22 protein-coding genes are annotated in these 25,777 nt (G+C 44.8%); 13 read left to right on the top strand and 9 right to left on the bottom strand.

From position 1 onward, the window contains the following. Both nqrE and nqrF read left to right on the top strand, forming a co-directional pair. Complete coding sequence (nqrE, locus tag L2744_RS00750) at positions 1 to 609, top strand: NADH:ubiquinone reductase (Na(+)-transporting) subunit E (protein WP_248990249.1); 609 nt, start codon at positions 1 to 3, stop codon at positions 607 to 609. A gap of 77 nt (positions 610 to 686) precedes the next feature. Further along, positions 687 to 1,904 carry an NADH:ubiquinone reductase (Na(+)-transporting) subunit F gene (nqrF, locus tag L2744_RS00755; RefSeq protein ID WP_248990250.1) on the top strand — a complete coding sequence of 406 codons (1,218 nt, stop codon included), beginning with the start codon at positions 687 to 689 and terminating at the stop codon, positions 1,902 to 1,904. A gap of 54 nt (positions 1,905 to 1,958) precedes the next feature. On the opposite strand, the gene L2744_RS00760 is transcribed toward nqrF, so the two are convergent. From L2744_RS00760 to yjjX, 3 genes are all read right to left on the bottom strand, one after another. Next, positions 1,959 to 2,354: a hypothetical protein gene (locus L2744_RS00760; RefSeq protein ID WP_248990251.1), complete on the bottom strand. Its 396-nt coding sequence runs from the start codon at positions 2,352 to 2,354 to the stop codon at positions 1,959 to 1,961. A 462-nt stretch (positions 2,355 to 2,816) separates the two neighbouring features. Beyond that, positions 2,817 to 3,806 carry a GNAT family N-acetyltransferase gene (locus tag L2744_RS00765; protein ID WP_376711920.1) on the bottom strand — a complete coding sequence of 330 codons (990 nt, stop codon included), beginning with the start codon at positions 3,804 to 3,806 and terminating at the stop codon, positions 2,817 to 2,819. Between the two features lie 117 nt (positions 3,807 to 3,923). Further along, entirely contained in the window at positions 3,924 to 4,478 is a 555-nt protein-coding gene (gene yjjX, locus L2744_RS00770) for an inosine/xanthosine triphosphatase (protein WP_248990252.1), read from the bottom strand. A 254-nt stretch (positions 4,479 to 4,732) separates the two neighbouring features. On the opposite strand from yjjX, the gene L2744_RS00775 reads away from it, so the two are divergent. Beyond that, positions 4,733 to 7,300 (top strand): acylase, encoded by a 2,568-nt coding sequence (locus L2744_RS00775; protein ID WP_248990253.1) that lies wholly within the window; start codon positions 4,733 to 4,735, stop codon positions 7,298 to 7,300. Between the two features lie 462 nt (positions 7,301 to 7,762). After that, positions 7,763 to 9,058 carry a serine/threonine transporter gene (locus tag L2744_RS00780; protein ID WP_248990254.1) on the top strand — a complete coding sequence of 432 codons (1,296 nt, stop codon included), beginning with the start codon at positions 7,763 to 7,765 and terminating at the stop codon, positions 9,056 to 9,058. A 106-nt stretch (positions 9,059 to 9,164) separates the two neighbouring features. Here L2744_RS00780 and L2744_RS00785 read toward each other — a convergent pair whose 3' ends face one another. After that, positions 9,165 to 9,608: a GNAT family N-acetyltransferase gene (locus L2744_RS00785; RefSeq protein WP_248990255.1), complete on the bottom strand. Its 444-nt coding sequence runs from the start codon at positions 9,606 to 9,608 to the stop codon at positions 9,165 to 9,167. A 350-nt stretch (positions 9,609 to 9,958) separates the two neighbouring features. Between L2744_RS00785 and L2744_RS00790 the strand changes: the two genes are divergently transcribed. Further along, positions 9,959 to 11,290, top strand: a complete 1,332-nt coding sequence (locus L2744_RS00790; RefSeq protein ID WP_248990256.1) for a dicarboxylate/amino acid:cation symporter — start codon at positions 9,959 to 9,961, stop codon at positions 11,288 to 11,290. A 189-nt stretch (positions 11,291 to 11,479) separates the two neighbouring features. Here L2744_RS00790 and L2744_RS00795 read toward each other — a convergent pair whose 3' ends face one another. Then, positions 11,480 to 11,896: an META domain-containing protein gene (locus tag L2744_RS00795; protein WP_248990257.1), complete on the bottom strand. Its 417-nt coding sequence runs from the start codon at positions 11,894 to 11,896 to the stop codon at positions 11,480 to 11,482. A gap of 71 nt (positions 11,897 to 11,967) precedes the next feature. On the opposite strand from L2744_RS00795, the gene L2744_RS00800 reads away from it, so the two are divergent. After that, entirely contained in the window at positions 11,968 to 12,192 is a 225-nt protein-coding gene (locus tag L2744_RS00800) for a hypothetical protein (RefSeq protein WP_248990258.1), read from the top strand. Positions 12,193 to 12,198: 6 nt separating this feature from the next. Here the strand turns inward: L2744_RS00800 and L2744_RS00805 are convergent, their stop codons facing one another. Next, the gene (locus tag L2744_RS00805; protein WP_248990259.1) at positions 12,199 to 13,257 is read right to left on the bottom strand and encodes a GGDEF domain-containing protein; all 1,059 of its coding nucleotides are present in this window, start codon (positions 13,255 to 13,257) and stop codon (positions 12,199 to 12,201) included. 455 nt (positions 13,258 to 13,712) lie between these two features. Here L2744_RS00805 and L2744_RS00810 point away from each other — a divergent pair, with 455 nt between their 5' ends. Beyond that, complete coding sequence (locus tag L2744_RS00810; RefSeq protein ID WP_248990260.1) at positions 13,713 to 14,249, top strand: GNAT family N-acetyltransferase; 537 nt, start codon at positions 13,713 to 13,715, stop codon at positions 14,247 to 14,249. Between the two features lie 66 nt (positions 14,250 to 14,315). Next, entirely contained in the window at positions 14,316 to 14,666 is a 351-nt protein-coding gene (locus L2744_RS00815) for a hypothetical protein (protein ID WP_248990261.1), read from the top strand. A gap of 726 nt (positions 14,667 to 15,392) precedes the next feature. On the opposite strand, the gene L2744_RS00820 is transcribed toward L2744_RS00815, so the two are convergent. The 3 genes from L2744_RS00820 to metK all read right to left on the bottom strand — a co-directional run bounded on the left by L2744_RS00820 (position 15,393) and on the right by metK (position 18,542). Beyond that, positions 15,393 to 16,121, bottom strand: coding sequence for a hypothetical protein (locus L2744_RS00820; RefSeq protein WP_248990262.1), 729 nt, complete (start codon positions 16,119 to 16,121; stop codon positions 15,393 to 15,395). Between the two features lie 92 nt (positions 16,122 to 16,213). After that, positions 16,214 to 16,579 carry a hypothetical protein gene (locus L2744_RS00825; RefSeq protein ID WP_248990263.1) on the bottom strand — a complete coding sequence of 122 codons (366 nt, stop codon included), beginning with the start codon at positions 16,577 to 16,579 and terminating at the stop codon, positions 16,214 to 16,216. 811 nt (positions 16,580 to 17,390) lie between these two features. Beyond that, a complete protein-coding gene (gene metK / locus L2744_RS00830; RefSeq protein ID WP_248990264.1) occupies positions 17,391 to 18,542 on the bottom strand; it encodes a methionine adenosyltransferase in 1,152 nt (383 codons plus the stop codon). 490 nt (positions 18,543 to 19,032) lie between these two features. Here metK and tkt point away from each other — a divergent pair, with 490 nt between their 5' ends. From tkt to L2744_RS00855, 5 genes are all read left to right on the top strand, one after another. Next, on the top strand, positions 19,033 to 21,027 hold the full coding sequence (gene tkt, locus L2744_RS00835; RefSeq protein WP_248990265.1) for a transketolase: 1,995 nt from the start codon (positions 19,033 to 19,035) through the stop codon (positions 21,025 to 21,027). 116 nt (positions 21,028 to 21,143) lie between these two features. Further along, the gene (epd, locus tag L2744_RS00840; RefSeq protein ID WP_248990266.1) at positions 21,144 to 22,163 is read left to right on the top strand and encodes an erythrose-4-phosphate dehydrogenase; all 1,020 of its coding nucleotides are present in this window, start codon (positions 21,144 to 21,146) and stop codon (positions 22,161 to 22,163) included. Between the two features lie 122 nt (positions 22,164 to 22,285). Further along, on the top strand, positions 22,286 to 23,461 hold the full coding sequence (locus tag L2744_RS00845; RefSeq protein WP_248990267.1) for a phosphoglycerate kinase: 1,176 nt from the start codon (positions 22,286 to 22,288) through the stop codon (positions 23,459 to 23,461). Between the two features lie 185 nt (positions 23,462 to 23,646). Next, a complete protein-coding gene (gene fba / locus L2744_RS00850) occupies positions 23,647 to 24,714 on the top strand; it encodes a class II fructose-bisphosphate aldolase (RefSeq protein WP_248990268.1) in 1,068 nt (355 codons plus the stop codon). Positions 24,715 to 24,913: 199 nt separating this feature from the next. Further along, positions 24,914 to 25,651, top strand: a complete 738-nt coding sequence (locus tag L2744_RS00855; protein ID WP_248990269.1) for a DUF481 domain-containing protein — start codon at positions 24,914 to 24,916, stop codon at positions 25,649 to 25,651. Positions 25,652 to 25,777 lie beyond the last annotated feature (126 nt).

The raw sequence follows: 25,777 nt of genomic DNA on the forward strand, positions 1-25,777 counted from the left end.
ATGGAACACTATATAAATCTATTTTTGCAGGCCACTTTTATTGACAACATGGCACTGTCATTCTTTTTGGGCATGTGTACTTTCTTGGCGGTTTCTAAAAAGGTGTCCACCGCCTTTGGTTTAGGTGTGGCTGTGATTGTGGTGATGACCTTGGCCGTGCCGTTAAATCAGCTGATTTACGTCAAAGTGTTAGCACCTGGTGCACTGTCTTGGGCAGGTTTAGCTACTATCGATTTAAGTTATCTGCAATTGATCACTTTTATCGGTGTGATAGCAGCATTAGTACAAATCTTAGAAATGTTCTTGGATAAGTACATTCCTAGCCTGTATGACTCGCTCGGGATCTTCTTGCCTTTGCTCACCGTAAACTGTGCGATTTTTGCTGGGGTGATTTTTATGGCAAACCGCGATTACAACTTCGGTGAGTCAGTGGTGTTTGCCATGGGCTCAGGCCTTGGCTGGGCGTTGGCGATTGTCATGCTTGCGGGACTGCGTGAAAGAATGAAATTCCATGCGATCCCAGAAGGGTTACAAGGCATTGGCATCACCTTTATTACGACGGGCTTGATGGCGCTTGGGTTTATGTCTTTCTCAGGGATCTCGTTGTAAAGGTGCAGTACGCGAGCCAAAAGTTGAGAAAGTGAAACCACATTCTTTTTAGAAAAGAGCTAGAAAAGGGTTATACGATGGAAATGGCAATTGGCATAGGCATGTTCACGCTAGTGGTCTGTTTATTGGTGATAGTGATCCTTATCGCCAAAAAGAAATTAGTCACAAGTGGTGAAGTGACAATCGGCATTAATGATGATGCCGAAAGAAGCATTAAGGTCGCTGCAGGTGACAAGTTACTGGGCGCCTTAGCGAGTCAGAGTATTTTTATTCCGTCAGCCTGTGGTGGTGGCGGCACCTGCGGCCAATGCCGTGTAAAAGTTAAATCAGGCGGTGGTGATATTTTGCCGACTGAGATGGGCCATATTACCAAGAAAGAGGCCAAAGAAGGCTGTCGTCTTGCCTGCCAAGTTGCGGTGAAAACCGATATGGAACTTGAGCTTGACGAAGAAATCTTTGGGGTGAAAAAGTGGCAGTGCGAAGTGATCTCTAATGATAATAAAGCGACTTTTATCAAAGAGTTATTACTTAAGTTGCCCGAAGGTGAAGATGTTCACTTTAGAGCGGGAGGGTATATTCAGATTGAAGCGCCAGCCCATGTAGTGAAATACGCTGACTTTGATATTCCAGCCAAATACCGTGGCGATTGGGATAAATACGGTTTGTTTGACATTGTTTCTACTGTGAATGAAGACGTATTGCGCGCTTACTCTATGGCGAACTATCCCGATGAAAAGGGTCGCATTATGCTGAACGTGCGAATTGCAACGCCGCCTTCTGCCAATGTGCCAGCGGGCAAGATGTCATCCTATATTTTTAATCTTAAAGCGGGCGATACAGTGACGATTTCAGGCCCCTTCGGTGAGTTCTTCGTGAAGGAAACCGATGCTGAAATGGTATTTATTGGCGGTGGTGCGGGTATGGCGCCTATGCGCTCGCATATTTTCGACCAGCTTAAGAGTAAGAAAACTAAGCGTAAAATGAGCTTCTGGTACGGCGCACGTTCTACCCGTGAAGTGTTTTATCAAGCGGATTTTGATGCTTTAGCGGCCGAGAATGACAACTTCGTTTGGCATGTGGCGTTATCAGAGCCATTGCCCGAGGATAATTGGACGGGTTATACCGGCTTTATCCATAATGTGATTTATGAGAATTATCTTAAAAATCATAAAGCGCCAGAGGATTGTGAGTACTATATGTGTGGGCCTCCAATCATGAACTCATCAGTCATTAGGATGCTCGAAAGCCTAGGCGTTGAGCCGGAAAATATCCTACTCGATGACTTTGGTGATTAAGCGGTAGATTGAAAATAAACAATCGCGTTAGGCTAAGCTTAACGCGATTTTTGTTTATTGCTTGTTAGCGTTTTTAAGTTCAAAGCCTCTAACAATGACATATGCGATAAGGGCAAATATGAATACGATAAGATACATCCATGCGATACTTTGCAAAGTTTCAATAATTGTCCGATAGATCTCAATAGTCCAACGTTCTAGAGTTAGCTGTAGAATTTCTACATCTTTATGTCGAGCGGTAATGTAGCGCTCTAAATCATAAATCCTAACTCCGCCAGAAATGCCCACAACGTATGTGGCAAAAATGACATATTTTTGCCAAGCGGCACTTATTGAATCTTGAATTATTCGAGAAAATATTTCTCCCAGTGGTTTTTTGAAAATCGAAACAACCAGAAATGAAACGGTTATAGATAGTGCAAATGTAATAAACAGTAATGTAAAAAACATACTCTTTCCTTAGAATAGATAATCAAATCGGCAATCCTGCCAGTCATTTTAAATCAGCAACATAATCTGCTTTCGGTTTCATTTCAAGCCAATAGTGATTGAGGTCGCTTTAAAGATAGGTGCCAAGTGGATGTCAATATTTGTGAATGACTTTGCTGTCTGAGCTGTACTGTTCAGTGAGTTCAATTTTAGAATTGTCAAAGTCATGGGGCTTCACCCCACGACTTTGACTTTGCATTTAAAAACAATCAAACGAAGTTTGAAAGCATAAAGTCGCTCCCTAGTTTGGTCTACTCCACTCACTTTTAAAGACTAAGTCCAGACTGTCATTCCAAATTTCAAACATAACAACACTAAAAAACACTTGTGATAAGTTTGCCGCTTTCAACTCTGGCCATTGGCCAATTACGTTAAGGATAACCCATGCGTTTGAGTGTTATCAGTACCCTGTTGACTGGTTTTTTATTTATCGAGTTTAAGTAGCATCGGCATTTCGCAGGCGTCGTGGCCTGTGTTACCCAGTGGGGCCGATAAATGCACAAAACCTAATTTTTCATAGAGTTTCACCGCTTCTTTTAAGCTGGCAGTGGTTTCTAAATAGCACTTTTGGTAACCTGCTTCGCGGGCGAAATCGAGTGCCATAAGCGCCATGCGTTTGGCGAGGCCCCTGCCACGGACTTCGGGCATAAAGTACATTTTTTGCAGTTCACAAATGCCGGCATTATTGGCTAATGGGGCAATGCCAGCACCGCCAACAACGCGACCATCTAGTTCTACCACCCAATAATTCGCACCCGCTTGGGAGTAAATTTGGCTTAAGCAATCTAAGGTGGGATCTGCCACGCTATAACCTTTATCTGCGGTTAAGCCATATTCGGCCGAAACATCGCGGATCACTTGGGCAATAGCGGCATCATCTTGAACTGTAGCTTGGCGGATAAGGCAACCACTTTGGTGTTTGGCGTGATGTATCGCTTGATTATATAGCATTAGGGCTTGCTCTATTTGCAGGGTTTGTGCCGGAGTCAGTTGGGCTAAGATCTCTTGAAATAATTGATTTTGCTGAGTATCTAATTTTGCGAGCAACTTTTTCCCCGTGGGTGTAAGTTGCACCACTAAGCAACGGTTATCCCGTGGATGAGTTTGACTCTGGGCGAGATTCTTATCAGCTAAATGTTTGATCGCTCGGCTGGCATTGGACTTATCTATGCTGAGTTTATGGGCAAGTTCTTTGATGGTCAGCGGTTGGTTGCCTATCTCAAGTAATGCATGGGCTTGAACGGGGGAGAGGGGTAAGTCACCACAGGCAGCATTGAGCACGCCTAAATGTCGCACCATATAGCGGGATAAGTGCCTAAGCTGACTGGTTGATCCACAAGGCGTGAGCACGGGTTGCGCTGGTTCTGAAGGCTGTGCTTTTTGATGTTGTAGATGCTGTATTAGATTCGCCATAGTAAAACCACAGGTTGAGTCATAGGAGTGACATAAAGTGAGACTGAGTCAGTTAGCTTTGGTTGCAAGTCACAATCTAGTGAGGCTTAATATTTATTGCAACAAACCAATAACAAATTATAGGTAAAACTCAGGATTTAATAGTGGAGCCATGGCAAGAATAATGGCGTGGGTATAATTGCTCTCACGGGTTGCATGGCCGTGGGTGAGTAAGCCTATGGCGCCTCCTTTTTGTTTGATATTGACTGTATTAAATAATTTGTCCATCACCACCCCGAGTTCTTCACCGGCTTCTAATGCTCGATAAACCTGCATTGGCAGAGGCAGAATGGCACTGCGACCAATGGCAAGCTGATCTTGATGACCAATGGCAATATAGGCGAATGTGGCAGGGCCAAACTCAAAACAATCGACACCACCTTCCATCGCAAAATAGTAATCGGCCTCAGTGTTTTGCTTTTGGCTTTGTTGTTGGCAATAACGTACACGATTAATGGCACCTTGACGGGTTTCGAGATCCGTCATGGGCTGGTCTGCAACACCTGAAGGGGCATCCATACCCTGCGCATCGATTTGTGCATCAGGGAATAGTTGTGCCATTGCTTTAGCTGCTGCACTGATTTTTACAGGGTTTTTTGAGCCTACTTTTATCTTGATAATATTTTGTTGCATATAAGTTATTTGTTTACGCTTTTGATGTAGACGCTCGTTTAGATCATTGCTTAAATGGGTAGAGATGTTCAAGCATCGGGTTTTCTATTCTGCCATATTCGTCAGTGAAGCTCAGTAAAAAATACTGCTGAATGGGGGGCGAAATAGCCAGGCTTGGACATCAGGACGCGACATATATTATTGCTCCTTCAGTACTCAGACTGAAATTTGCAGTAAGGCTATGTCATTGAAGGAATCAAAATTAAGAGATAATAATGAAATTCAACAAACTCGTCATTGCTATGGGTATGACCTGCGGCGTTATGCTCGCGGGTTGTAACGACAACGAAGATAGCACCACACCGACAGAACCCGAAACCCAGCTTCAAACCTTTGCCCCTAACGGTCTACTTAAGGCGAATATTCGTCGAACAACCTACGGTGTACCACATATCCAAGCCGATAACTTAGAAAGTTTGGGTTTTGGTAGTGGCTATGCGCAGGCGCAGGATAATCTGTGCGTATTAGCCGATGGTTTTGTGAAGGCTAATTCGCAGCGTTCTATGTACTTTGGTCCTCACGCGTCGATTGATTTCACTACGGGTCTACCTACGGCGGAAGATAACGGCAACTTAATCTCTGACTTTGCCTATAAAGCGTTAAAGATCAGAGCACAAGCCGAAGCTAAGTGGCCTAATTTTAGTGAAAACTCGCGGGCGCTGATCCAAGGTTTTGCCTCTGGCTATAATCAATATCTTGCCGATGTTGAAGCGGGTAAACAAACGGCAGAACCTTTCTGTAACGGTCAACCTTGGGTAAAACCCATAGTGGCAGAAGATGTTGTCACCTATCTGTTTTCTATCGCTTTACTACCCGGCGCAGCTAACTTCCTCGATTTGATTTTCTACGCTAATCCGGGAGATGCAGAGGAATATATGCCGCGGATTGTTGGGCCCGCGCCAAGCCAAGATCAAACGGCGTTTGTTGCCGATATGCAATCTAAGTTGATGGCCCGCGCCGCACGTATGACGACGCCAGACACCAATCCCCGTGATTTAGGTTCAAACGGTTGGGGTTTAGGTAAAGACAAAACCGAAAACGGTAAAGGCATGGTACTGGGTAATCCACATTTCCCGCATACGGGTAACCTGCGCTTTTGGCAGTCTCATATCACTATTCCCGGGCATATCGATATGATGGGCGGCTCGCTGGTAGGTATGCCTGGCCCGATTAATATCGGTTTTAACAAAGACTTAGCTTGGACTCATACCTTCTCTACCGCCGAACACTTTGTGATGTATAACCTTGAGTTAGTTGCGGGTGATCGCATGCAGTATTTGTTCGATGGTCAGCCTATGCCTATCACTAAAGAAACGGTATCGATTCTAGTGAATGCCGGCCCAGCGGGCATATTGGTCGCCGAAAAGGACATTTACACCACAGCAAAGGGCCCCATGGTTGAAGCGCCGCCAGCTTTAGCCCCCTTTGGCTGGGATGATGGCAGTGCCTTTATGATCCAAGATGCCAATATGGGCACTATGGATCCTGTTGACCATTGGCTTGCGATGAACCGTGCGACGAATAAGCAAGAGTTCCAACAGGCCTTTAAAGATTACGATGGGGTCATTTTCAATAACACTATGTACGCCGATAGGGAGGGGAATGCCTTCTATATTGACGACTCTACCGTGCCGGGGCTTTCGGAGTCGGCTGTGGTATTGCTAAAAACTTCGCCAGATATTAAAGCGGCTAAAGCCCAAGCAGGTTTTACCATTCTGCCCGGTAATACCTCGTTATTCAGTTTTGATGGTCCTACGCCCTATGAGCGTGCACCAAAGCTGGAGCGCAGCGACTTTGTGCAAAACTCCAATGACTCATTCTGGTCAACCAACCTCAGTGAACCGCTGACCTACTTCTCACCTATGTATGGCGCAGAGGCGGGACAGTTGTCACTACGCACTCGAATGGGTTTAGCGTTAATGCAGGATGCGGCTGGCGCAGATGGTAAGTTCAGTTTAGAAGAGCTTGAAGCGGCAGTGTTGTCGAATCGAAGCTATCTAGCAGAGCTGGTGTTGCCTGATTTGATTGCTCAATGTGATGCTCAAGGCAGTACGCCTGTTGTGGTTTCAGCGAGTCTATCTAAAGATGTCACCTCAGCTTGCGCGGCATTAAAGGCATGGAATGGTAAGCAAGATAACGATAGCAAAGGTGGTGCCTTGCTGCGTGAGTTTGCTCATCTATTTAATCAAACAACTATGCTGACGCAGGGATTTGATCCTGCCAATGCGGCGACAACACCTAAAACCTTGGCTACCGATGGCAGTGTTTTGGTGGCGTTAGCCCAAGCATCACTTAACTTAGAGGCGGCAGGTTTTGTCTTAGATGCGCCATTGGGCGATGTACAGTTTGTAGAAAAATCGTTACCCGATGGCACCCCGAGTGGGGCGCGTTTACCTTGGCCGGGTAGTCATAATGCCGAGGGGGGCTTTAATGTGTTTTCGACCAGCCTTTCTGGCGATGACACCTTGATCCCGCAGCACAAATACGCTTCAGTGATGGATGTGGTGACGGGTAAAGCCCTAGGTTCAGGGCTAACCGCTAAGGGATATCAGATCCGTTATGGTTCGAGTTGGATGATGGCGGTGAGTTTTACCGATGAAGGTCCAGTAGCCCGCGGAATATTAACTTACTCTGAGTCTAGCAATATTCTGACGCCTGAATTTACCGATCAAAGTGTGTTGTATTCAAGCACGAAAAGCTTTCGTCCCTTGTTATTTAAAGAGGCTGATATTGCGCCTGCCGTAGTATCAACGATTGAACTGACACTACAAAAACCGAACTGATTAACGCTGTAGTTGCTAAAATGGCCCACAAATGTGGGCCATTTTTATCTCACTCGCAAAATAGTTGTTTGGCTATCTCGAAACGTCAACAGGCCCTAATAAGCTGTTAAAAATTAACAAATAAGAATGTGATCTGGTTCTGCTTTTGGTTGTAACTTGCAGATTGGTGTCTCTTTTTTGTTGTTATTGTGATGACTAATGGTTTTGTTGGTTTTCCCAGCGGATGGTATTTGTCGCATTTTTGGTGTCAAGGTAAATGTATTGTGCATTTAAGATATTGGTTTGTGATTTTTTTGAGGCTATTTTGAAAACTTATTACATAGGTTAATAGATCTAGATCCCAATATCTCTTTAATCTGAAATTCCCTTACTTTAAATGGTGTCAGATCAACTTTTAGAAGGTTTTTTTAGTTATCCTTACGGCGAATTTTTTATGCGAGCCACACCGTAAGGTAACCTTATATGCAAAAAGATACGATTAGTGTTCTTGGTACACCCCAAAGCACGCAGGAACAGGATACAACAAGACGTTTATCTTGGACGCGCCAAGACACCACATGGATGCTGAGTTTATTTGGTACCGCTGTGGGTGCGGGTATTTTGTTTTTACCTATCAATGCGGGTATGGGCGGTTTTTGGCCGTTAGTACTTATGGCCGTCATCATAGGCCCTATGACCTACTTAGCTCACCGTGGACTATCTCGTTTTGTGTGTTCATCGAGCATTCCCGGCAGCGACATTACCCAAGTGGTTGAAGAGCATTTTGGTGTTGGCGCGGGTAAAGCCATTACCGTACTGTATTTCTTTGCCATCTACCCAATTGTCTTAATTTACGGCGTGGGTATTACCAACACTGTCGATAGTTTTATCGTCAATCAGTTGGGAATGGCATCGCCACCACGGTTCATTTTATCGGGTGTATTGATCCTCGGTATGATGGCTGTGATGGTTGCAGGTGAGAAATTCATGTTGAAAGTGACACAATTGCTGGTGTATCCATTGGTGGGTATTTTGGCCTTTATGTCGTTCTACTTGATCCCAGAATGGAAAATGGATGCCTTACAAGTTGTGCCTGAAGCGGGCGCATTTTTAGGGACGGTTTGGTTAACGATCCCAGTATTAGTGTTCGCCTTTAACCATTCACCAGCGATTTCACAGTTTTCTGTTTCACTGAAACGTGATCACGGCGTGAATGCTTCCCGTAAAGCGGATGTGATTTTACGTAATACTTCCATGATGTTAGTGGGCTTTGTGATGTTGTTTGTGTTCTCTTGTGTGCTGTCGTTATCGCCAGCCCAATTGGCAGAAGCCAAAGCACAGAACCTACCGATTTTATCTTACCTCGCCAACGTGCATTCAAGTGGTTTTGTTAGCTACTTTGGTCCGTTAATCGCCTTTATCGCGATTGTGTCCTCTTTCTTCGGCCATTACATGGGCGCCACAGAAGGCATGAAAGGCGTGATCGTTAAGCAGCTACGCTCAAGTGGCAAATCCGTTGAAGATGCGAAGATCAATAAGTTCATCCTAGGCTTTATGTTTGTCACTATCTGGGTTGTGGCTGTAATCAACCCAAGTATCTTAGGCATGATTGAAGCCTTAGGTGGCCCAATTATCGCGGCGATTCTGTACTTGATGCCTATGTATGCCGTGTATAAAGTACCAGCATTAAAAGCTTACCGTGGTCGCATCAGCAATATCTTCGTGGTCATTGCGGGTCTGCTGGCAATGACGGCGATTCTATTTGGTTTCTTCCGTTAAGTTTAATCTCAGTTGCAGCACGGTTTAAACTTGAATCGTGACTCATAAAAAAAGGATCGTGCCATTGGCCCGATCCTTTTTTATTACTTATAACGTATTGAATGGTTTATTTTTCTTCGTACATTAAGTAGTAACTTTGCTTCATCCCTAATGCTTGATAGGTCTGCTGTGCGGCGAGGTTTTCTTGCTCGACATATAAACGGAAGCTTGCGGCGCCACCATTGGCTTCGGCCAGTTGTTTGACTTCGTTGTAGAGTTTACCATAAATACCTTGGCGACGATTTTGCGGGCGAATATACACACTTTGGATCCAGTAATAATCCTTAGCGCGCCAATCGCTCCACTCAAATGTCACCATCAGCGAGCCAACTATTTCCGCATTTATTTCAGCCACAAGGTAAAAACCCTTTTCAGGTGAATTAAGCAGAGTGCTGACCCCTTTGGTAAGCGTGGTTTCGTCTAACACTAAGCCTTCAGTTTCTTGGGCCATAGCTTGATTAAATTGCACTAAGGCGGTGAGATCTTGAGCTTTAGCTTTACGAATTAACATACAACAACTCCTAGGCGATTGTTTGGCAAGACCGCTCTTGTTTTATAAGGGATATTTTTGCGACTTACTTTAGCACGAAACTCATCTAAACATGGAGTAGTGCGGTAGAACGAGTTAGACCGCGAGTAGCAAACGGGGTTGAATTGATGATTTTTGTCATATTCCTGTGAATATTAAGGATCATCATATTTGTTGGATTTTATGGTGGTTGGCATCAACGTGATATAGATCATCCTTAGATTTTTATCCATTATGCTAGACTCAGCGGTTAGCTAATTTAGAGAGATAAGTTAGCACCAGCGATGCACAGGGCTTTGCCATATCATCATTTCAACATCAGGGTTTAAAACATGTCAAAACAAAGGTCGTCAGCGCTAGGCCGAGCTTGGTCACGTTGGATGTCAGTGCCACTGTGGCTACAAATTTTTATTGGTATGGTGCTAGGTATCACTGTTGGGGTGGTGTTAGGTGAGCAGGCGGTTTACTTAAAACCTATCGGCACTTTGTTTGTGAATACAATCAAGATGCTGATCGTGCCTTTAGTGTTCTGCTCGTTGATTGTCGGTGTGACTTCAATGGAAGACACGGCCAAAATGGGGCGCATTGGCTTTAAATCCTTCGCGTTTTATCTCTGTACTACGGCAATAGCAATCAGTTTAGGGCTTGCGGTGGGTTATATTATCCAGCCTGGCGCAGGCGTGCCGCCCTTGCATCACGATATAGTGCATACCGTAAAGGAAGCACCATCGGTTATGCAGACCTTGATTGATATAGTCCCCACCAATCCTATCGCGGCATTAGCCAGTGGGCAAATTCTGCAAGTGATTGTATTTGCAGTTGCCTTAGGCATTGCGTTAGTGCTGATTGGTGACCATGGTAAGCCAGCGATTAAAGTGTTTGAGAGCTTAGCCGAGGCGATGTATAAGCTCACTGATATGGTGATGAAACTTGCACCCTACGGTGTGTTTGGCTTAATGGCTTGGGTGGCCGGTGAGTATGGCGTTGATATGCTTTGGCCGCTAATCAAGGTGATTATTGCGGTTTACCTCGGCTGTATAATCCATATTTTAGGCTTTTACAGCATAGTATTGCGCGTGTTCGCTAAGCTGAATCCATTGCATTTCTTTAAGGGAATTAGCAATGCGATGGCGGTTGCTTTTACCACCTCAAGCTCCGCTGGCACGCTACCAGCCAGTATGAAATGTGCTAGTGAGTATTTAGGGGTAAATAAAAAGATTTCTAGCTTTGTGTTACCGCTGGGCACCACTATTAATATGGATGGTACGGCGTTATACCAAGGTGTGACGGCATTATTTGTGGCGCAGGCCTTTGGTATTGACTTAACTTGGGTGGATTATCTCACCATTATTTTAACTGCGACTTTAGCTTCTATCGGTACCGCTGGGGTGCCCGGTGCTGGTTTAGTGATGTTGACATTAGTGCTATCGACAGTGGGTTTACCGTTGGAAGGGGTGGCGTTAATTGCGGGTATTGATCGTATCTTGGATATGGCGCGTACGGTTGTAAACGTATCCGGTGACTTAGTGGCAACCATTGTGATTGCAAAATCAGAAGATGAGCTTGATGAAGATCATTACAATGCCGATATGGCGCAAAGCGCCGTGTTAGCAGAGCAAAATGCCGCCCTTGAAAATGCAGCGGCTAAGAATGCTAATGTGTAGCTTGTTTTTTGTACTAGATAGTTGTTTCCAATCGTCGGCACTTAAGTCGATAGTAAGCGCAGACATGCATAAATCTTCTATGGCGAGTAGAGTCCTTGAGAGGGGTTCACTCTGGTCGTAGTGATCTAAATTAGGAACAGGCCCAAGTTAAAACCTAAAGAAACCGCCAATGGCGGTTTTTTTATAAGGCTATTTAACTTGGCTGAGGATCAGCACTGGCTTGTTGTCGCTACTGAGCAACGTTAGGCGACCTTCGGCTAACTTGGCTTTTGCGACTAATGGCATCGCTTGCATGACTTTATGCTCTTGCTGCATGAGTGCATCAACGCAGGCTTTCATTGTGCTACCCGCTGGCATTAGTTTAAGCTCTTGCCCTTGCTGAATATATTGGCCAAAAAAGTTGTTGCAGCTGTTATTGCCATGGAGTTTACCTTCGGCTTCAAAGGTGATTTGTGCTGGGCTGTAATCGATAACGGGTTGACCTTGAATGGCTTCAATGCGCCAACTGCCCTGTAATGGAATCGCATTGTTTTTTGTTATGTCAGAGCCCTGACAAGCGGTTAATCCGAGCAGCAATGCGCTTACTATGAATGTTTGTTTTAACATCGTTTCTATTCCTTTTACCATGATTATGCCCACAGTCTGACAAGTTTAGCTCAAAACCTAAAGAGGTTTATATGGTAGATGCAATTAAAAGTACTATGAATTTGTTGAAGTTTTTACATTGGTTAGGGGTGTTAATGTTAGTTTGTGGCGTTGGGTTTTATATGTTGACTCAATGGAGTCTAGAAATCAGCGGTATGTTATTAATCTCAAGCCTTATCGGCTTAGGGTTAATGTTGATGTCGCCCTATCCAGTCGTGCTTTTTATCCAATGGGCTAAGCAACAGGATGAAAAATGACGCTGATTACAGCTCTGATGAATCAGCGGCAGGATTATCGTACAGACTAGAATCGAGCATCGGTGTATTTGGCGCGGCACTATCAATCGTTAAGGAGCCAGTCGTCGAGGTACCAGTAGTTGATGAGCCAGTAGTCGAGGGGTGCATTGAGCTCAGTTTATTGCGAGCTTCCTCCATCATAGGTGCAAGTTTAGCGCTTGATTCTGGTGTAAAAAAACTATAGCCAGTGTCAAGTTTGAGTTGATGATTTTGTTGCTCTAGCAGTTTTTCAACGCGTTTTATAATGTGCAATACGTCCCGTTCACCGTCCACAAAGACAAGCACAACAAATTGCGTGACACTGTAATGGGCGGCGACATCGGCAGTCCTTATTGTATCTTGGATCAAGTTACCCAGTAATCTGTGGTGTTTTTCTTCTAACGGTTTATCCGCCTCGCGTTGAATAGCTAACTCAAAGAAAATAATCCCCGCATGGGCACCAAAACGACGACCTAAATTGAGCTGTCTTGGCGCCATCATCACAAAGCCATAATGGTTGAGCATGCCCGTTTCTTGGTCACGCATTGAGAGAGATTCAATACGATGGTTCTGGCAAAGTAATGATAACTCCTGCTGCAATAATATCTGGAAGGGTTCAAGCATTGCCGCATTGCCTAGGGTGTCATTTATATGGGGGTTTAGTACGCATAGTGCACCAAATTGGCTGCCGTCTGGCCATGCGATGGGGCGTGAAAGAATCTGTTGGATGCCATTGAAATCCCTTGGTAACTCATCATGCATAAAACTGGCGAGATTTTGATAATTTCCATCGGGTTGGTTGTTTACCATTTGCTGAAACAGGCTGAAGTCAGAGGGGTAAATAGTACCAGCAGTAAAAAGTGGTGTTTTATTCGCGGAGCTGACAATGATTTCTAAGCCCAAATTGGTCGTTTGTAATACAAATACACTGGTGGCGTTGTAATAGCTTTTAAGTAACTCACATTGGTGCATCCAGCGACCTAAGTTAACTTGTTGATGATCACTGTCGAGTAGGCTGATATGGGGATTGATGGTTTCGGGTAACATAGTTTTTTTTGAGCGATGAAAAAACATCCTTAAGTTTGGAAAGCAAAAGGATATTTAGCAAATGATTATCACAAATAATCCTCACATCGAAGAGCAATAGGCTTGGGTTGCCCTTTAGCTAATGTATAATTATACCAATCGTATTAAATATCTGTTCATTCAGCGGGAGTTCAACGCGCTTTAGACAAGGCGAAGGCTTGAAGGCATAGTGGTGCCTGTCGAAGCCTTAAACGTAGTATAAAGCGCGTTGCCATGACGTTAACATCAGCCGCCCTTCGGGAGCCACACAGGCACCCCACTCCGGTGTTGCATTGACTTAAAAGGGAATGACCATTTCTGCGTCAATGCGCCTTGGATTGAGATGCCTGTGAGGCTCTGAACTGACTAGATATTTAATGTGATTGGTATTATTGAAATCGAATCGACTTAATACATTAAATACTGAGAGTATTGCAGTGATAATACGACTAGCGACCCCGCAAGATATTGATTTGTTGGTGATGCTTGAGAAACGACATCTCAATGATGAGCTAGCTTCGATAAATATTGGCCTTGAAGGTCAGGCATTTTCTCGCAATGAACTCAGTGAATTAGTGAGTCATCATTGGGTTATGGTTGCCGAGGTCGAATCGAAAATTATCGGCTATGTGATAGCAGGGCGTTGGGCGTTTTTCGAGGCTTGGCCGATCTATCGCTCGCTATTAAATCGTCTGCCTCAGCTAAGTTGGGATGACCCAAAGCTGACAAAAAATAATAGCTGCCAATATGGACCTATTTGGGTACATCAAACCTATCGTGGAACCGGAGTGTTTGAAGCCTTAGTGAAGGCGCTCCGCTCGGTTGTTGCGCCGCATTTTAGTTATATGCTGACTTTTATCGCAGAGGAAAATGAGCGTTCATTTGCCGCTCACTCGGGAAAAGCGCAAATGCAGGTGGTGGACTTTTTCACGGTCTCAGCAAGGGATTACTATTTAATGTTGGCGAAGACATAAGTCAGATAGCGGATTATCGCAATTGAGAACAGTGTCTTTATTGACGAATATTCAGGAGATCAATACGTGAACGATCCATTTGTTGAGTCACTCTTAACCGCCTATACCGAAATCAAGTTATCGGCTTGGGACAACTTGAGATTGGTTCTATCCGAGTGCGCGCACCATGAGTGTGAGGCGAGGGGATTTGAAGTCGAGTTTGTCTGCGACTCAGGTCAATCGCTGCATTACTGGGCTCAAGTTGGGAACATCTGGCTCGATTGCGGCCGAACCAATGCTTATTCTGTGGCAATAGAATATGTTACGGCCGATGATTTTGAGCGAGTAAAGGTAAAAAATAACGTAGAGTGCGCACTGTTATCCCAAGAGCAGATCGGTCTACTCTGTATGCAAAACGCCCATTTCGATCATTGCTAAGTGGTTTGATATTAGCGCTCTGATTTTAGAGCTTTTAGTTAAGTGTGTTTATACGGTAATTTTTGCTCAGTATTGCTTTATTAATACTTTTTCATTCCCTAAAATTTCAAAATTATATTGCCTAACGCCTTCGACTAATGCATCGACAATCGCGCTATTTTCTTCATGAATAACGTCAAAGTTCACTTAGATTCCGTCCTTAAAATTGGGTGTTTTTGTTTTATAAAAGCACTAAAGACATTACGCGATTCAATAATCATTACTGTGATTTTAAATCATATAGCAACTATCACGAACTCGGTATTGGACAGAAGAGCGTTAAATATAGAAGGGCTAATACCACTAAATGACTTATTGTTTGGTTATTAAATGCAGGCCCATATTGAAGGGCGAACCATGGTATTTGCTCGACGAGACGCAGCTAGTCCATCCGTGGATGCTCGACCGCCCCGTCCATGGGGCGGACGGTCGTCTGGCTAATCACCATGGCTCACCTGTTTAACATCGGTGTAGCCTGTTTGTTTTAAAGCAGATATGTGACTCTCGTTTTGGGATAAAAACGAGCTAGGACTAATGCTCCGATTGGTATGTTTCAGATTAAAATTTGTATGAGTTAACGCTCACATATGGTGCCCATTATACGCTTGCTAGTCTTTTCGACCCTATGCCGACCCAGCAAGCGTGTAATGAGTCGGCTTTAATATGCTTGTAATACGCTTGGTGGTCTCAAGCAATTTTTGAAAGACCTTTGCTGATTAAGTCGCTTTCTAGATGGTTATACCCGTAGGATGGATGAGGTGAGCCTATTACATGAACTTTTCTATCTCCAATAGTAATTGAACAGAATTTGTAGTGGCCAGTATTCCCCTTGGGTATAGATATAATGTCGCTTTTTACTTTGTAATACTGGGTTAGATATTTCCATGCAGAGTGACCAGAGTCAGCATTTCCATATGCGAAAATAACGCTTGGGCTGGACAAAGATAAGGTGCAGTTGTGAAAAAAGTCCATTGAAGACTTTACGATATCACCAATACGACTGAAATCGGTGTTTTTCTCTTTTAGCTGTTTGAATCTATTGGGGATATCGGAAACTCCTTCAGAAGCTAGAAGAAGTCCGTTAGTTAGTATCATCCTTGATTTATCGAAAGTTTCATCTCCGTAATAGTCATTTAATACGCTCGGTAGCTTTAAAAGCTCCTCACGAAGAGGAGATTTACCCCAGTTACCCTTAGACAGGTGGCAGTAATCGGAATTTCTAGATCTTTCAGAAACCCATTCTTTATTAGTTTTCTTATAATCGGTCATGTTTCCGTTTGTTCCCATGACGACTAGGTTAATTTCATTCTTGTTCTTTTTGAAAACGTCGTAAGCATTATCATATGGGCTTCCACTCACATTGCTTAAGCCGAAATCTAAAAGGTAGCTTTGAATATTCTGACTGATTCTGTTCATGCTTGAGTTCGTATAACGCTAAGCACACGCGCCGTGCAGTGGGTTGGCATCCCAGCGACCAACGGGAGCGAGTGATGCGCATTGTTATATGCTTACTCGAAGCCGAGTTTATCTATAGTAATTTTGATGTTTTTAACTTGCTTTTCTTCTGCAAGCCCTGCCTGTACAGGAAAGGTATGTTGCCACTGAATACTTTTAACATTTGCTGTTATGTATCGCTGACCATTCCGTTTATAAGTTTGAAACTTCTCGTCGCCTATGTAGTTGAGAGTTTTATATACACCTACCTCTGCGCCAAGCTCATAAAATTTCAGTGCAGTCTCAATGATTAGCCTTTTGACTTCATCACTAGCATCTTTGGGGAAGTTTATTTTTTCATCAATCAGACCATCATCTTTAAATGCTCTTAAAGCGTGACGGATACCAATAACACGATGTTTATCTAGATCTTTGTCCATATTTAAATCCTCGGAATCTAATTTGAAACATATAACGTCTTAAGTATTTATGCACTGCGCTGTTTGCAGGGCATAAATCGCTTGTTTACTAAATCTCAAATATGGCCGCAGTCACATCCAAGTAGATTGGTATAAATGATGCTATAGGAATTTGCTTTTTTGCGGTAGCGGTTTTTTATACAGTTTGATGGGTAATCACTTGATATCGTTTTACCTTTCTCGTTCTTTCACGCTTATTTTTTGCTGATGAATCGCTATCTAACGACTCAAAACTCCAAGGAATACACCTCCCCTCGGAGTTGCCGCAGGGCGAATAGACAAATTGCGTGAGTTCGGTCATGGATGACCGACTAGCTTTCGCAGGTGCAGGGACGCATCCTTCGGAAGCGATAGCAAATTTGTCAATGAGCACAAGGGGCTTTCAACTCCGTTGGGGGCGTCTTGGAGCATCCAAGGAGGATAGGACGAGCAGTCCTCCTTGGTCGGGTGTGGGGTGAAGCCCCACGACTTTGATTTTGATTAAAGCATTCAAACTACGAAACACACTTGGGGCAATAGCTTTTTCGCTGAACGAACAGCTAGAGGGTTAGTTAAGATTGGCATTGTTGCACCTGTGACCTTCTAAAACAGGATGTTTTAGTTGAGCCCTTAGGTACGCTTTTTGTTAAACAAAGAGGCGGCGAGTCACTGAGGAAGCAATGATAATGAATGCTGCACAACTGGCGATACAATTATCTTGCTTTGGGGAATCCAAATTGCAGGCATAAAAAAACCGCTGGGTAGCGGTTTTTTATACATTTTAATATAAAGATTATAAGCCAGCGTCAGCGCGCAGTGCTTCGGCTTTATCCGTCGCTTCCCATGGGAATTCGCTGCGACCAAAGTGGCCATAAGCGGCAGTCGCTTGATAAATCGGACGCGCAAGATTTAGCATTTCTGTCAGACCGTATGGGCGTAGGTCGAAGTGTTGACGCACTAATTTGATCAGCACTTCTTCAGACACTTTACCCGTACCGAAGGTTTCGATACTGATAGACGTCGGTTCTGCTACGCCAATAGCGTAAGACACTTGCAGTTCGCAGCGGTCAGCAAGACCTGCTGCAACTATGTTCTTAGCCACATAACGGGCAGCATAAGCCGCGCTACGGTCAACTTTCGATGGGTCTTTACCAGAGAATGCACCACCACCGTGACGCGCCATACCACCGTAGGTATCAACGATGATCTTACGACCTGTTAAGCCACAGTCACCCATAGGTCCACCGATAACAAAACGGCCTGTTGGGTTGATGAAGTATTTAGTGTCTTTGCTTAACCATTGTGCGGGCAGTACAGGTTTGATGATGGTTTCCATCACGCCTTCGATCAAATCCGCTTGGTTAATGCTTGGGCTGTGCTGGGTTGAAAGTACAATCGCATCGATCCCAACAATTTTGTTGTTTTCGTAGGCGAAGGTGACTTGGCTTTTCGCATCTGGACGTAACCAAGGCAGGGTACCATCTTTACGCACTTCTGATTGGCGCTTCACTAATGCGTGGGCATAGGTGATAGGTGCTGGCATCAGAATGTCAGTTTCATTACTGGCATAACCAAACATCAGTCCTTGGTCGCCTGCGCCTTGCTCTTTCGGATCGGCGCGATCAACACCTTGGTTAATGTCGGGAGACTGTTTACCAATGGCGTTTAATACGGCGCAAGAATCGGCATCAAAACCCATGTCTGAATGGGTATAACCAATTTCGCGAACCGTTTTACGGGTCAGCTCTTCAATATCAACCCAGGCAGAGGTGGTCACTTCACCACCCACTAATACCATGCCAGTTTTGACGTAGGTTTCACACGCCACGCGTGCTTTAGGATCTTGGGCCAGAATTGCATCTAGCACAGCATCAGAAATCTGATCTGCAATTTTATCGGGATGACCTTCTGAGACCGACTCAGAAGTAAACAAGTGCTTTGCCATAGTAGGAAAATCTCGTCGTTAGCATTCAAACGTGTAGAAGCATCTACATCTAGACGGCTATTTTAGTGGAATTTCACTTTGATGACACCCCCTAAGCTAAATATTTGTGTGTAAAGTGAGGTGTGCCCCAAATTATCATTATCACTATCGGTATGAGCTAAATAGTTAACTTAATGAATTAAAGTAGAAATTATGATTTCCCTTACATCATTCCTTAGTTAGTTTTAGGATCTGCACGCCCTAGTTTAGGCTATTTTCTCCCTTGGGGAATTGAGGCTTGATTGACAAATAAATTATCTCTATTTGTTTATTTGTATGACTAATGTCACATATTTGCTGGCTATAATAATGGGATTACGCCAATCTTAGTGCTTTAAATAGGCCCAACTTGGGTTTTTAGGTGCATTTTTCGTTTGCGTCATCCCTTTATGTAGGGGAAAATATGCATCCAAATTGCCCGCTAGACCCCACAAATTAAGCAGGAGAGAGCATGTCTTCCCGTAAAGTACTCGCCAACGCAATCCGTGCATTAAGTATGGATGCAGTTCAAAAAGCAAATTCAGGCCACCCCGGCGCCCCAATGGGCATGGCAGACATTGCTGAAGTGCTGTGGAATGATTTCCTTAAGCACAATCCGAACAATCCGAAATGGGTAGATAGAGATCGTTTTATCCTCTCTAACGGTCACGGCTCTATGCTGATCTACTCTTTACTCCACCTGACGGGTTATGAGTTACCGATTGATGAACTGAAGCAGTTCCGTCAATTACATTCAAAAACGCCGGGTCACCCTGAATACGGTTATACCCCAGGTGTTGAAACCACAACGGGTCCATTAGGTGCGGGCATTAGCAACGCAGTCGGTATGGCGATTGCTGAAAGAACTTTAGCGGCGCAGTTTAACCGCGATGGTCACGATATCGTTGATCACTACACTTACTGTTTCTTAGGTGACGGCTGTTTAATGGAAGGTATTTCCCATGAAGCCTGTTCATTAGCTGGAACTTTAGGCCTAGGCAAACTGGTCGCATTTTGGGATGACAATGGTATTTCTATCGACGGTCATGTTGAAGGCTGGTTTACCGATGATACGCCAAAGCGTTTTGAAGCTTACGGTTGGCACGTGATTGCTAACGTCGATGGTCATGATAGCGATGCGATTCGTGCGGCAATTGAAGCGGCAAAAGCCGTTACCGATAAACCGACTATGATTTGCTGCAAAACCGTGATCGGTTTTGGCTCTCCAAATAAATCTGGTAGTCACGATTGTCACGGCGCGCCATTAGGTGATGCAGAAATCGCAGCAGCCCGTGAATTCCTTGGTTGGCCACATGCTCCATTTGAAATCCCAGCTGACGTTTATGCCGGTTGGGATGCCAAAGAAGCCGGTGCTGCCCGTGAGGCCGCTTGGAACGAGAAGTTCGCCGCTTACGCTAAAGCGTACCCAGAACTGGCTGCTGAATATGAGCGCCGTGTACTGAAGGGTGAATTACCTGCTGATTTTGAAGAAAAAGCACAGGCATTTGTTCAAGCATCACAGGACAAAGCGGAAGGCATTGCGAGCCGCAAAGCCTCACAAAATGCTATCGGTGCTTTTGGTGCTATGTTGCCTGAACTGTTAGGCGGTTCTGCTGACTTAGCGGGGTCTAACTTAACCCTATGGTCAGGTTCTAAGGGTATTCAAGATGATCCAGCGGGTAACTATGTGTACTACGGTGTGCGCGAGTTCGGCATGAGCGGCATTATGAACGGTGTGTCACTTCACGGTGGTTTTATCAACTACGGTGCCACTTTCATGATGTTTATGGAGTATGCCCGTAACGCAGTGCGTATGTCGGCATTGATGGGGATTCAAAACATCTTCGTTTATACCCATGACTCAATCGGTCAAGGTGAAGATGGCCCAACACATCAACCCGTTGAGCAGTTAGCAAACCTGCGTATGACGCCAAATATGGCGGTATGGCGCCCATGTGATGCGGCAGAAACGGCGGTTTCTTGGAAGGCTGCGATTGAGCGTCGTCACGCGCCAACATCACTTATCTTCAGCCGTCAAAATCTCAAAGCCCAAGCGCGCAGCGCTGAGCAGTTAGCCAATGTGGCTAAAGGTGCTTACGTGCTGAAAGATTGTGCGGGTACACCAGAGCTAATATTGATTGCCACAGGTAGTGAAGTGCAACTGGCGGTGGATGCTGCGGCTGCGTTAACCGAACAAGGTAAACAAGTTCGCGTGGTTTCTATGCCATCAACGACTGAGTTCGATAAGCAAGATGCGGCTTATAAAGAGTCAGTATTACCCCGTGCTGTGACTAAACGTGTGGCTATCGAAGCGGCTCATACCGACTTCTGGTACAAGTATGTAGGGTTTGAAGGCACTGTCGTTGGTATGACCACCTTTGGTGAGTCTGCGCCTGGTAATGTATTGCTGAATCACTTCGGTTTCACCGTTGAAAATGTGCTGAATGCAGCAAAATCACTAGGCTAATCAGCCAAAGGATTAGATTAAATACAAAAGGTTAAACTTTTGAAGTGTTAATCTGTATAATACGGCCTGCAATCGTTTGCAGGCCGTTTTTGTATTTAGAGGAAGCTGAGACCTCAATGATCCGAGTCGCTATTAATGGTTATGGTCGTATCGGCCGCTCTATCCTTCGTGCTTTATATGAGTCGGGAAAACGTCAGCAAATACAGATTGTCGCGATTAACGAATTAGCTAAACCTGAAGCCATTATTCACCTGACCCAGTACGATACCACCCACGGTCGGTTTCAACACAAAGTAAAGCTTGTCGATAATCATATGTTGATCGGTGACGATGCCATTAGCATTCTCCATGAGCCAGATCCTGCAAAGCTCCCTTGGCACGAGATGGACATAGACATAGTGTATGAAGCCACAGGCGTATTATTAGACCGTCAAAGCTGTGAAGCCCATATCTGCGCTGGCGCTAAACGCGTGCTTATCAGTCATCCATCCTCGGCCGATGTCGATGGCACCATCGTCTATGGTGTCAATCACGATTTACTGCGCGCCGAACATACCGTTGTCTCTAATGCTTCTTGTACCACTAACTGTATTGTTCCTGTGATTGATGTGCTCGATAAACACTTTGGTGTGAAAAGCGGTGCTATTACCACTATCCATTCCGCGATGAACGATCAGCAAGTGATTGATGCTTATCATGATGATCTGCGTCGCACCCGCGCCGCTGGCCAATCGATCATCCCCGTAGACACTAAACTTGCCCGGGGAATTGAGCGGATTTTGCCGCATATGAAGGACAAGTTTGAAGCGATTTCGGTGCGCGTGCCAACCATTAACGTGACCGCTATTGATTTGTCTGTGACCTTAGAAAAAACCGTTGATATTGCTACTGTGAACCAAGTATTAGAATTGGCAGCCAATGGACGATTTAACGGCATCTTAGGCTATACTGATGAGCCCTTGGTATCATGCGATTTCAACCATGATCCCCGCTCCAGCATTGTTGATGGTACCCAGACTCGCGTGAGTGCAGGGCAGTTAGTAAAGTTATTGCTTTGGTGCGATAACGAGTGGGGCTTTGCCAATCGTATGTTAGATACGAGTTTAGCGATGATCGCGGCAAAGCATAGCGATTAAAGATTTTTACACATTTGGCTTAAGTTAAAATGCCCCAATTCGACGGGATGTCGAATGGCAAAGGTGGCAACTTCCCGAGTGTGAAACCAGTTTGTTTTTTGATTATAAAAGGAAGCGTTACCATGGCAATTATCAACATGTCAGATTTGGATCTACAAGGTAAGCGCGTGCTTATCCGCGAAGATCTCAATGTCCCTGTCAGCAATGGCGTCGTCACCAGTGATGCACGTCTGCGCGCCTCTCTACCCACTATCGAGCTGGCCCTTGAAAAAGGTGCGGCTGTGATGGTGATGTCCCACCTAGGTCGTCCGACTGAAGGTGAGTACAATGCCGAATATTCTCTGCAACCTGTGGTTGATTATTTGGCAAAAGCCCTGTCTTGCCCTGTGCGTTTAGCAACCGACTATTTAGATGGCGTTGAAGTTGCCGTCGGTGAAGTCGTGGTATTTGAAAACGTGCGTTTTAACGTTGGCGAAGGCAAAAACAACGAAGCGCTATCTAAGAAAATGGCCGCTCTTTGTGATGTCTATGTGATGGACGCTTTTGGTACTGCGCACCGCGCCCAAGCATCGACCCACGGTGTGGGTATGTTTGCGCCGATCGCCTGTGCGGGTCCATTATTGGCACAAGAATTAGATGCATTAGGCAAAGCGCTAGATAATCCAGCACGTCCTATGGTGGCGATTGTCGGTGGCTCTAAAGTGTCAACTAAGCTGACAGTGTTAGAAAGTCTATCAGGCATAGTAGATCAGCTCGTTGTTGGTGGCGGTATTGCTAATACTTTCATCGCGGCGGCGGGCTACAATGTCGGTAAATCGCTTTATGAAGCGGATTTGATCGACGAAGCGAAACGTTTAGTGGCCAACGCTAAGAGTCGCGGTGCCGATATTCCCGTGCCGACCGATGTAGTGGTGGCGAGTGAGTTTAGCCCAACTGCGGCGGCAACCTTAAAATCGGTGAGTGAAGTGGGTGATAGCGATATGATTTTTGATATCGGCCCAGACAGCGCAGAAGCCTTAGCTAAAATCATCGAATCTGCTGGCACTATCGTATGGAACGGCCCAGTAGGGGTGTTTGAATTCGACCAATTTGGTGAAGGTACTCAGCGTATCGCCCAGGCAATTGCCGATTCAAAAGCTTTCTCTATCGCTGGCGGCGGTGACACCTTAGCTGCGGTTGATAAATACGGTATTGCCGATAAAGTCTCTTATATTTCAACTGGCGGTGGCGCTTTCCTTGAGTTCCTCGAAGGTAAAGAATTACCCGCTGTGGCTATGTTAGAAAAACGTGGCGCCTAAGGATTAAGCTTCAGAAAGCGGCGCATAAGACGCCGCGATTGATAACAAAAGAATTATAAAAACCGCTCATCCTCTTTGGTGTTGACAAGCATTTATAGCCAGTGCTTAAGTGGATGAGCATCAAAATCCATCCAAACGATAGCGACCTCGGTGAGTGAACTCACCCTATTATTGGAGTTAAAAAAATGGCGTTAATTTCCCTACGACAACTACTCGACCACGCGGCAGAACATGGATATGGTGTGCCTGCGTTTAACGTAAACAACTTAGAACAGATGCGTGCGATCATGCAGGCCGCTGAAGCGACAGACAGCCCTGTTATTGTGCAAGCTTCGGCTGGTGCACGTAAATATGCGCGCCCACAGTTCTTAAAATATCTAATGACCGCAGCCCTTGAGCAGTATCCTGATATTCCGGTGTGTATTCACCAAGATCACGGTACTGATCCTGATATCTGTCAGCGTTCTATCCAATTAGGCATGTCATCTGTGATGATGGATGGCTCGTTAATGGCCGACGGTAAAACACCCGCATCGTACGAGTACAACGTCGATGTAACCCGCAGAACAGTGGCTTTTGCCCACGCCTGTGGCGTGTCGGTAGAAGGTGAAATTGGCTGTTTAGGTAGCCTAGAAACAGGTCAAGCAGGTGAAGAAGACGGTATTGGTGCAGTGGGCACATTAAGCCACGACCAAATGCTGACTAGCCCTGAAGAAGCGGTGCGTTTTGTTGCCGATACCCATGTCGATGCACTCGCTATTGCGATTGGTACTAGTCACGGTGCGTACAAGTTTAGTCGTAAACCGACGGGCGATGTGCTGCGTATTGACCGTATCAAAGAAATCCATGCCCGCATTCCGAATACTCACTTAGTGATGCATGGTTCATCTTCTGTACCACAAGAATGGCTGCAGATCATCAACCAGTATGGCGGTCAGATCCCAGAAACCTACGGTGTACCATTAGAAGAAATCGTTGAAGGTATTAAACACGGTGTGCGTAAAGTTAACATCGATACCGATTTACGTCTGGCCTCAACAGGTGCTGTACGTAAATATTTGGCAGAACATCCAAGTGAATTTGACCCACGTAAATTCCTAAAAGCGTCAATGGAAGCGATGGCGGATATTTGTACCATTCGTTATGAAGCCTTTGGTTGTGCTGGTCAAGCCTCTAAGATTAAACCATTGTCTTTACAAGCAATGTATAAAGCCTACCAGTCAGGTGCGTTAGATCCTCAGATCAACATGTAAGCTTTAGGCTAACTAAAAACCCGCTTTAAGCGGGTTTTTTTATGCCTAAAATAGGTGCGATTTTCATTTCTGAATCGTAAATGTTAGTATTGCGCGCATTTTTTAGGAGTACTAACCCTATCAAGATGTATTTATCCGGCTGTGCTGGGCCGAACGGATACTTAATAAGATTGGTACAACGAAATAGGAACGGATGGACATGAAGAAAGTACTGACCGCAGCGATATTAATGGCTGCACCTTTTATGGCTAATGCAGGGGCTGATTTTGTCAAAGGCGACAAGACATTCGCTGGTGAAGCCGAGTTAGGTGCAACCTTAACCACAGGTAATACGGATACTTCATCCTACAAGGGACGTTTAAATCTTAAGCACGAGTTAGGGGATTGGGAAAATCAGTACCTGCTCGAAGGTTTATACAAGGAAGATACCGGTAGTGTCACTGCCAAACGCTATTTAGCGGGCGCGCAGGGTAACTATAAGATGGCTGATCGTAGTTATTGGTTTGCTAATGCTAACTACGAAGTCGATCCATTTACGGGTTACGATTACACCCTGTCAGGTGCAACAGGTTATGGTCATAGACTTTACGATACCAGTAAAACTTTTTTAGATGTTGAAGTCGGTCCCGGTTATATCTACCAACGGCTTGATTCTGAACAGGCAGTTTTAGAGGGGCAGGATTCAAACGATAGTGTCGTTGCCCACGGCGTGATTAACTTTGAAACTGAAATTACCGATACCTCTAAATTCCAACAGCGTTTTGTCGCTGATTATGGTGATAAGTTAGATGCGCGCTCGGAAACCTCGTTGACAGCAAGTATTATCGGCTCCTTGGCAATGAAGTTTGCGATTATTGTGCGCTATAACAGTGAGCCATTGGACAATAAGAAAAGCACAGACACAGAAACCAATATGACGCTGCTATACGCGTTTTAATTGGCTAAGTCTCATCGATATAACCAAAAAGCACCTATGGGTGCTTTTTTATTGTCAGGTTTAGGTTAATACGTAAGTGAGTTTCAGGTTTTTATCAGAACCAACAAAATCAATCTAGAAACGTCA

The organism is Shewanella profunda (assembly GCF_023283765.1).
Lineage (GTDB): Bacteria > Pseudomonadota > Gammaproteobacteria > Enterobacterales > Shewanellaceae > Shewanella > Shewanella profunda.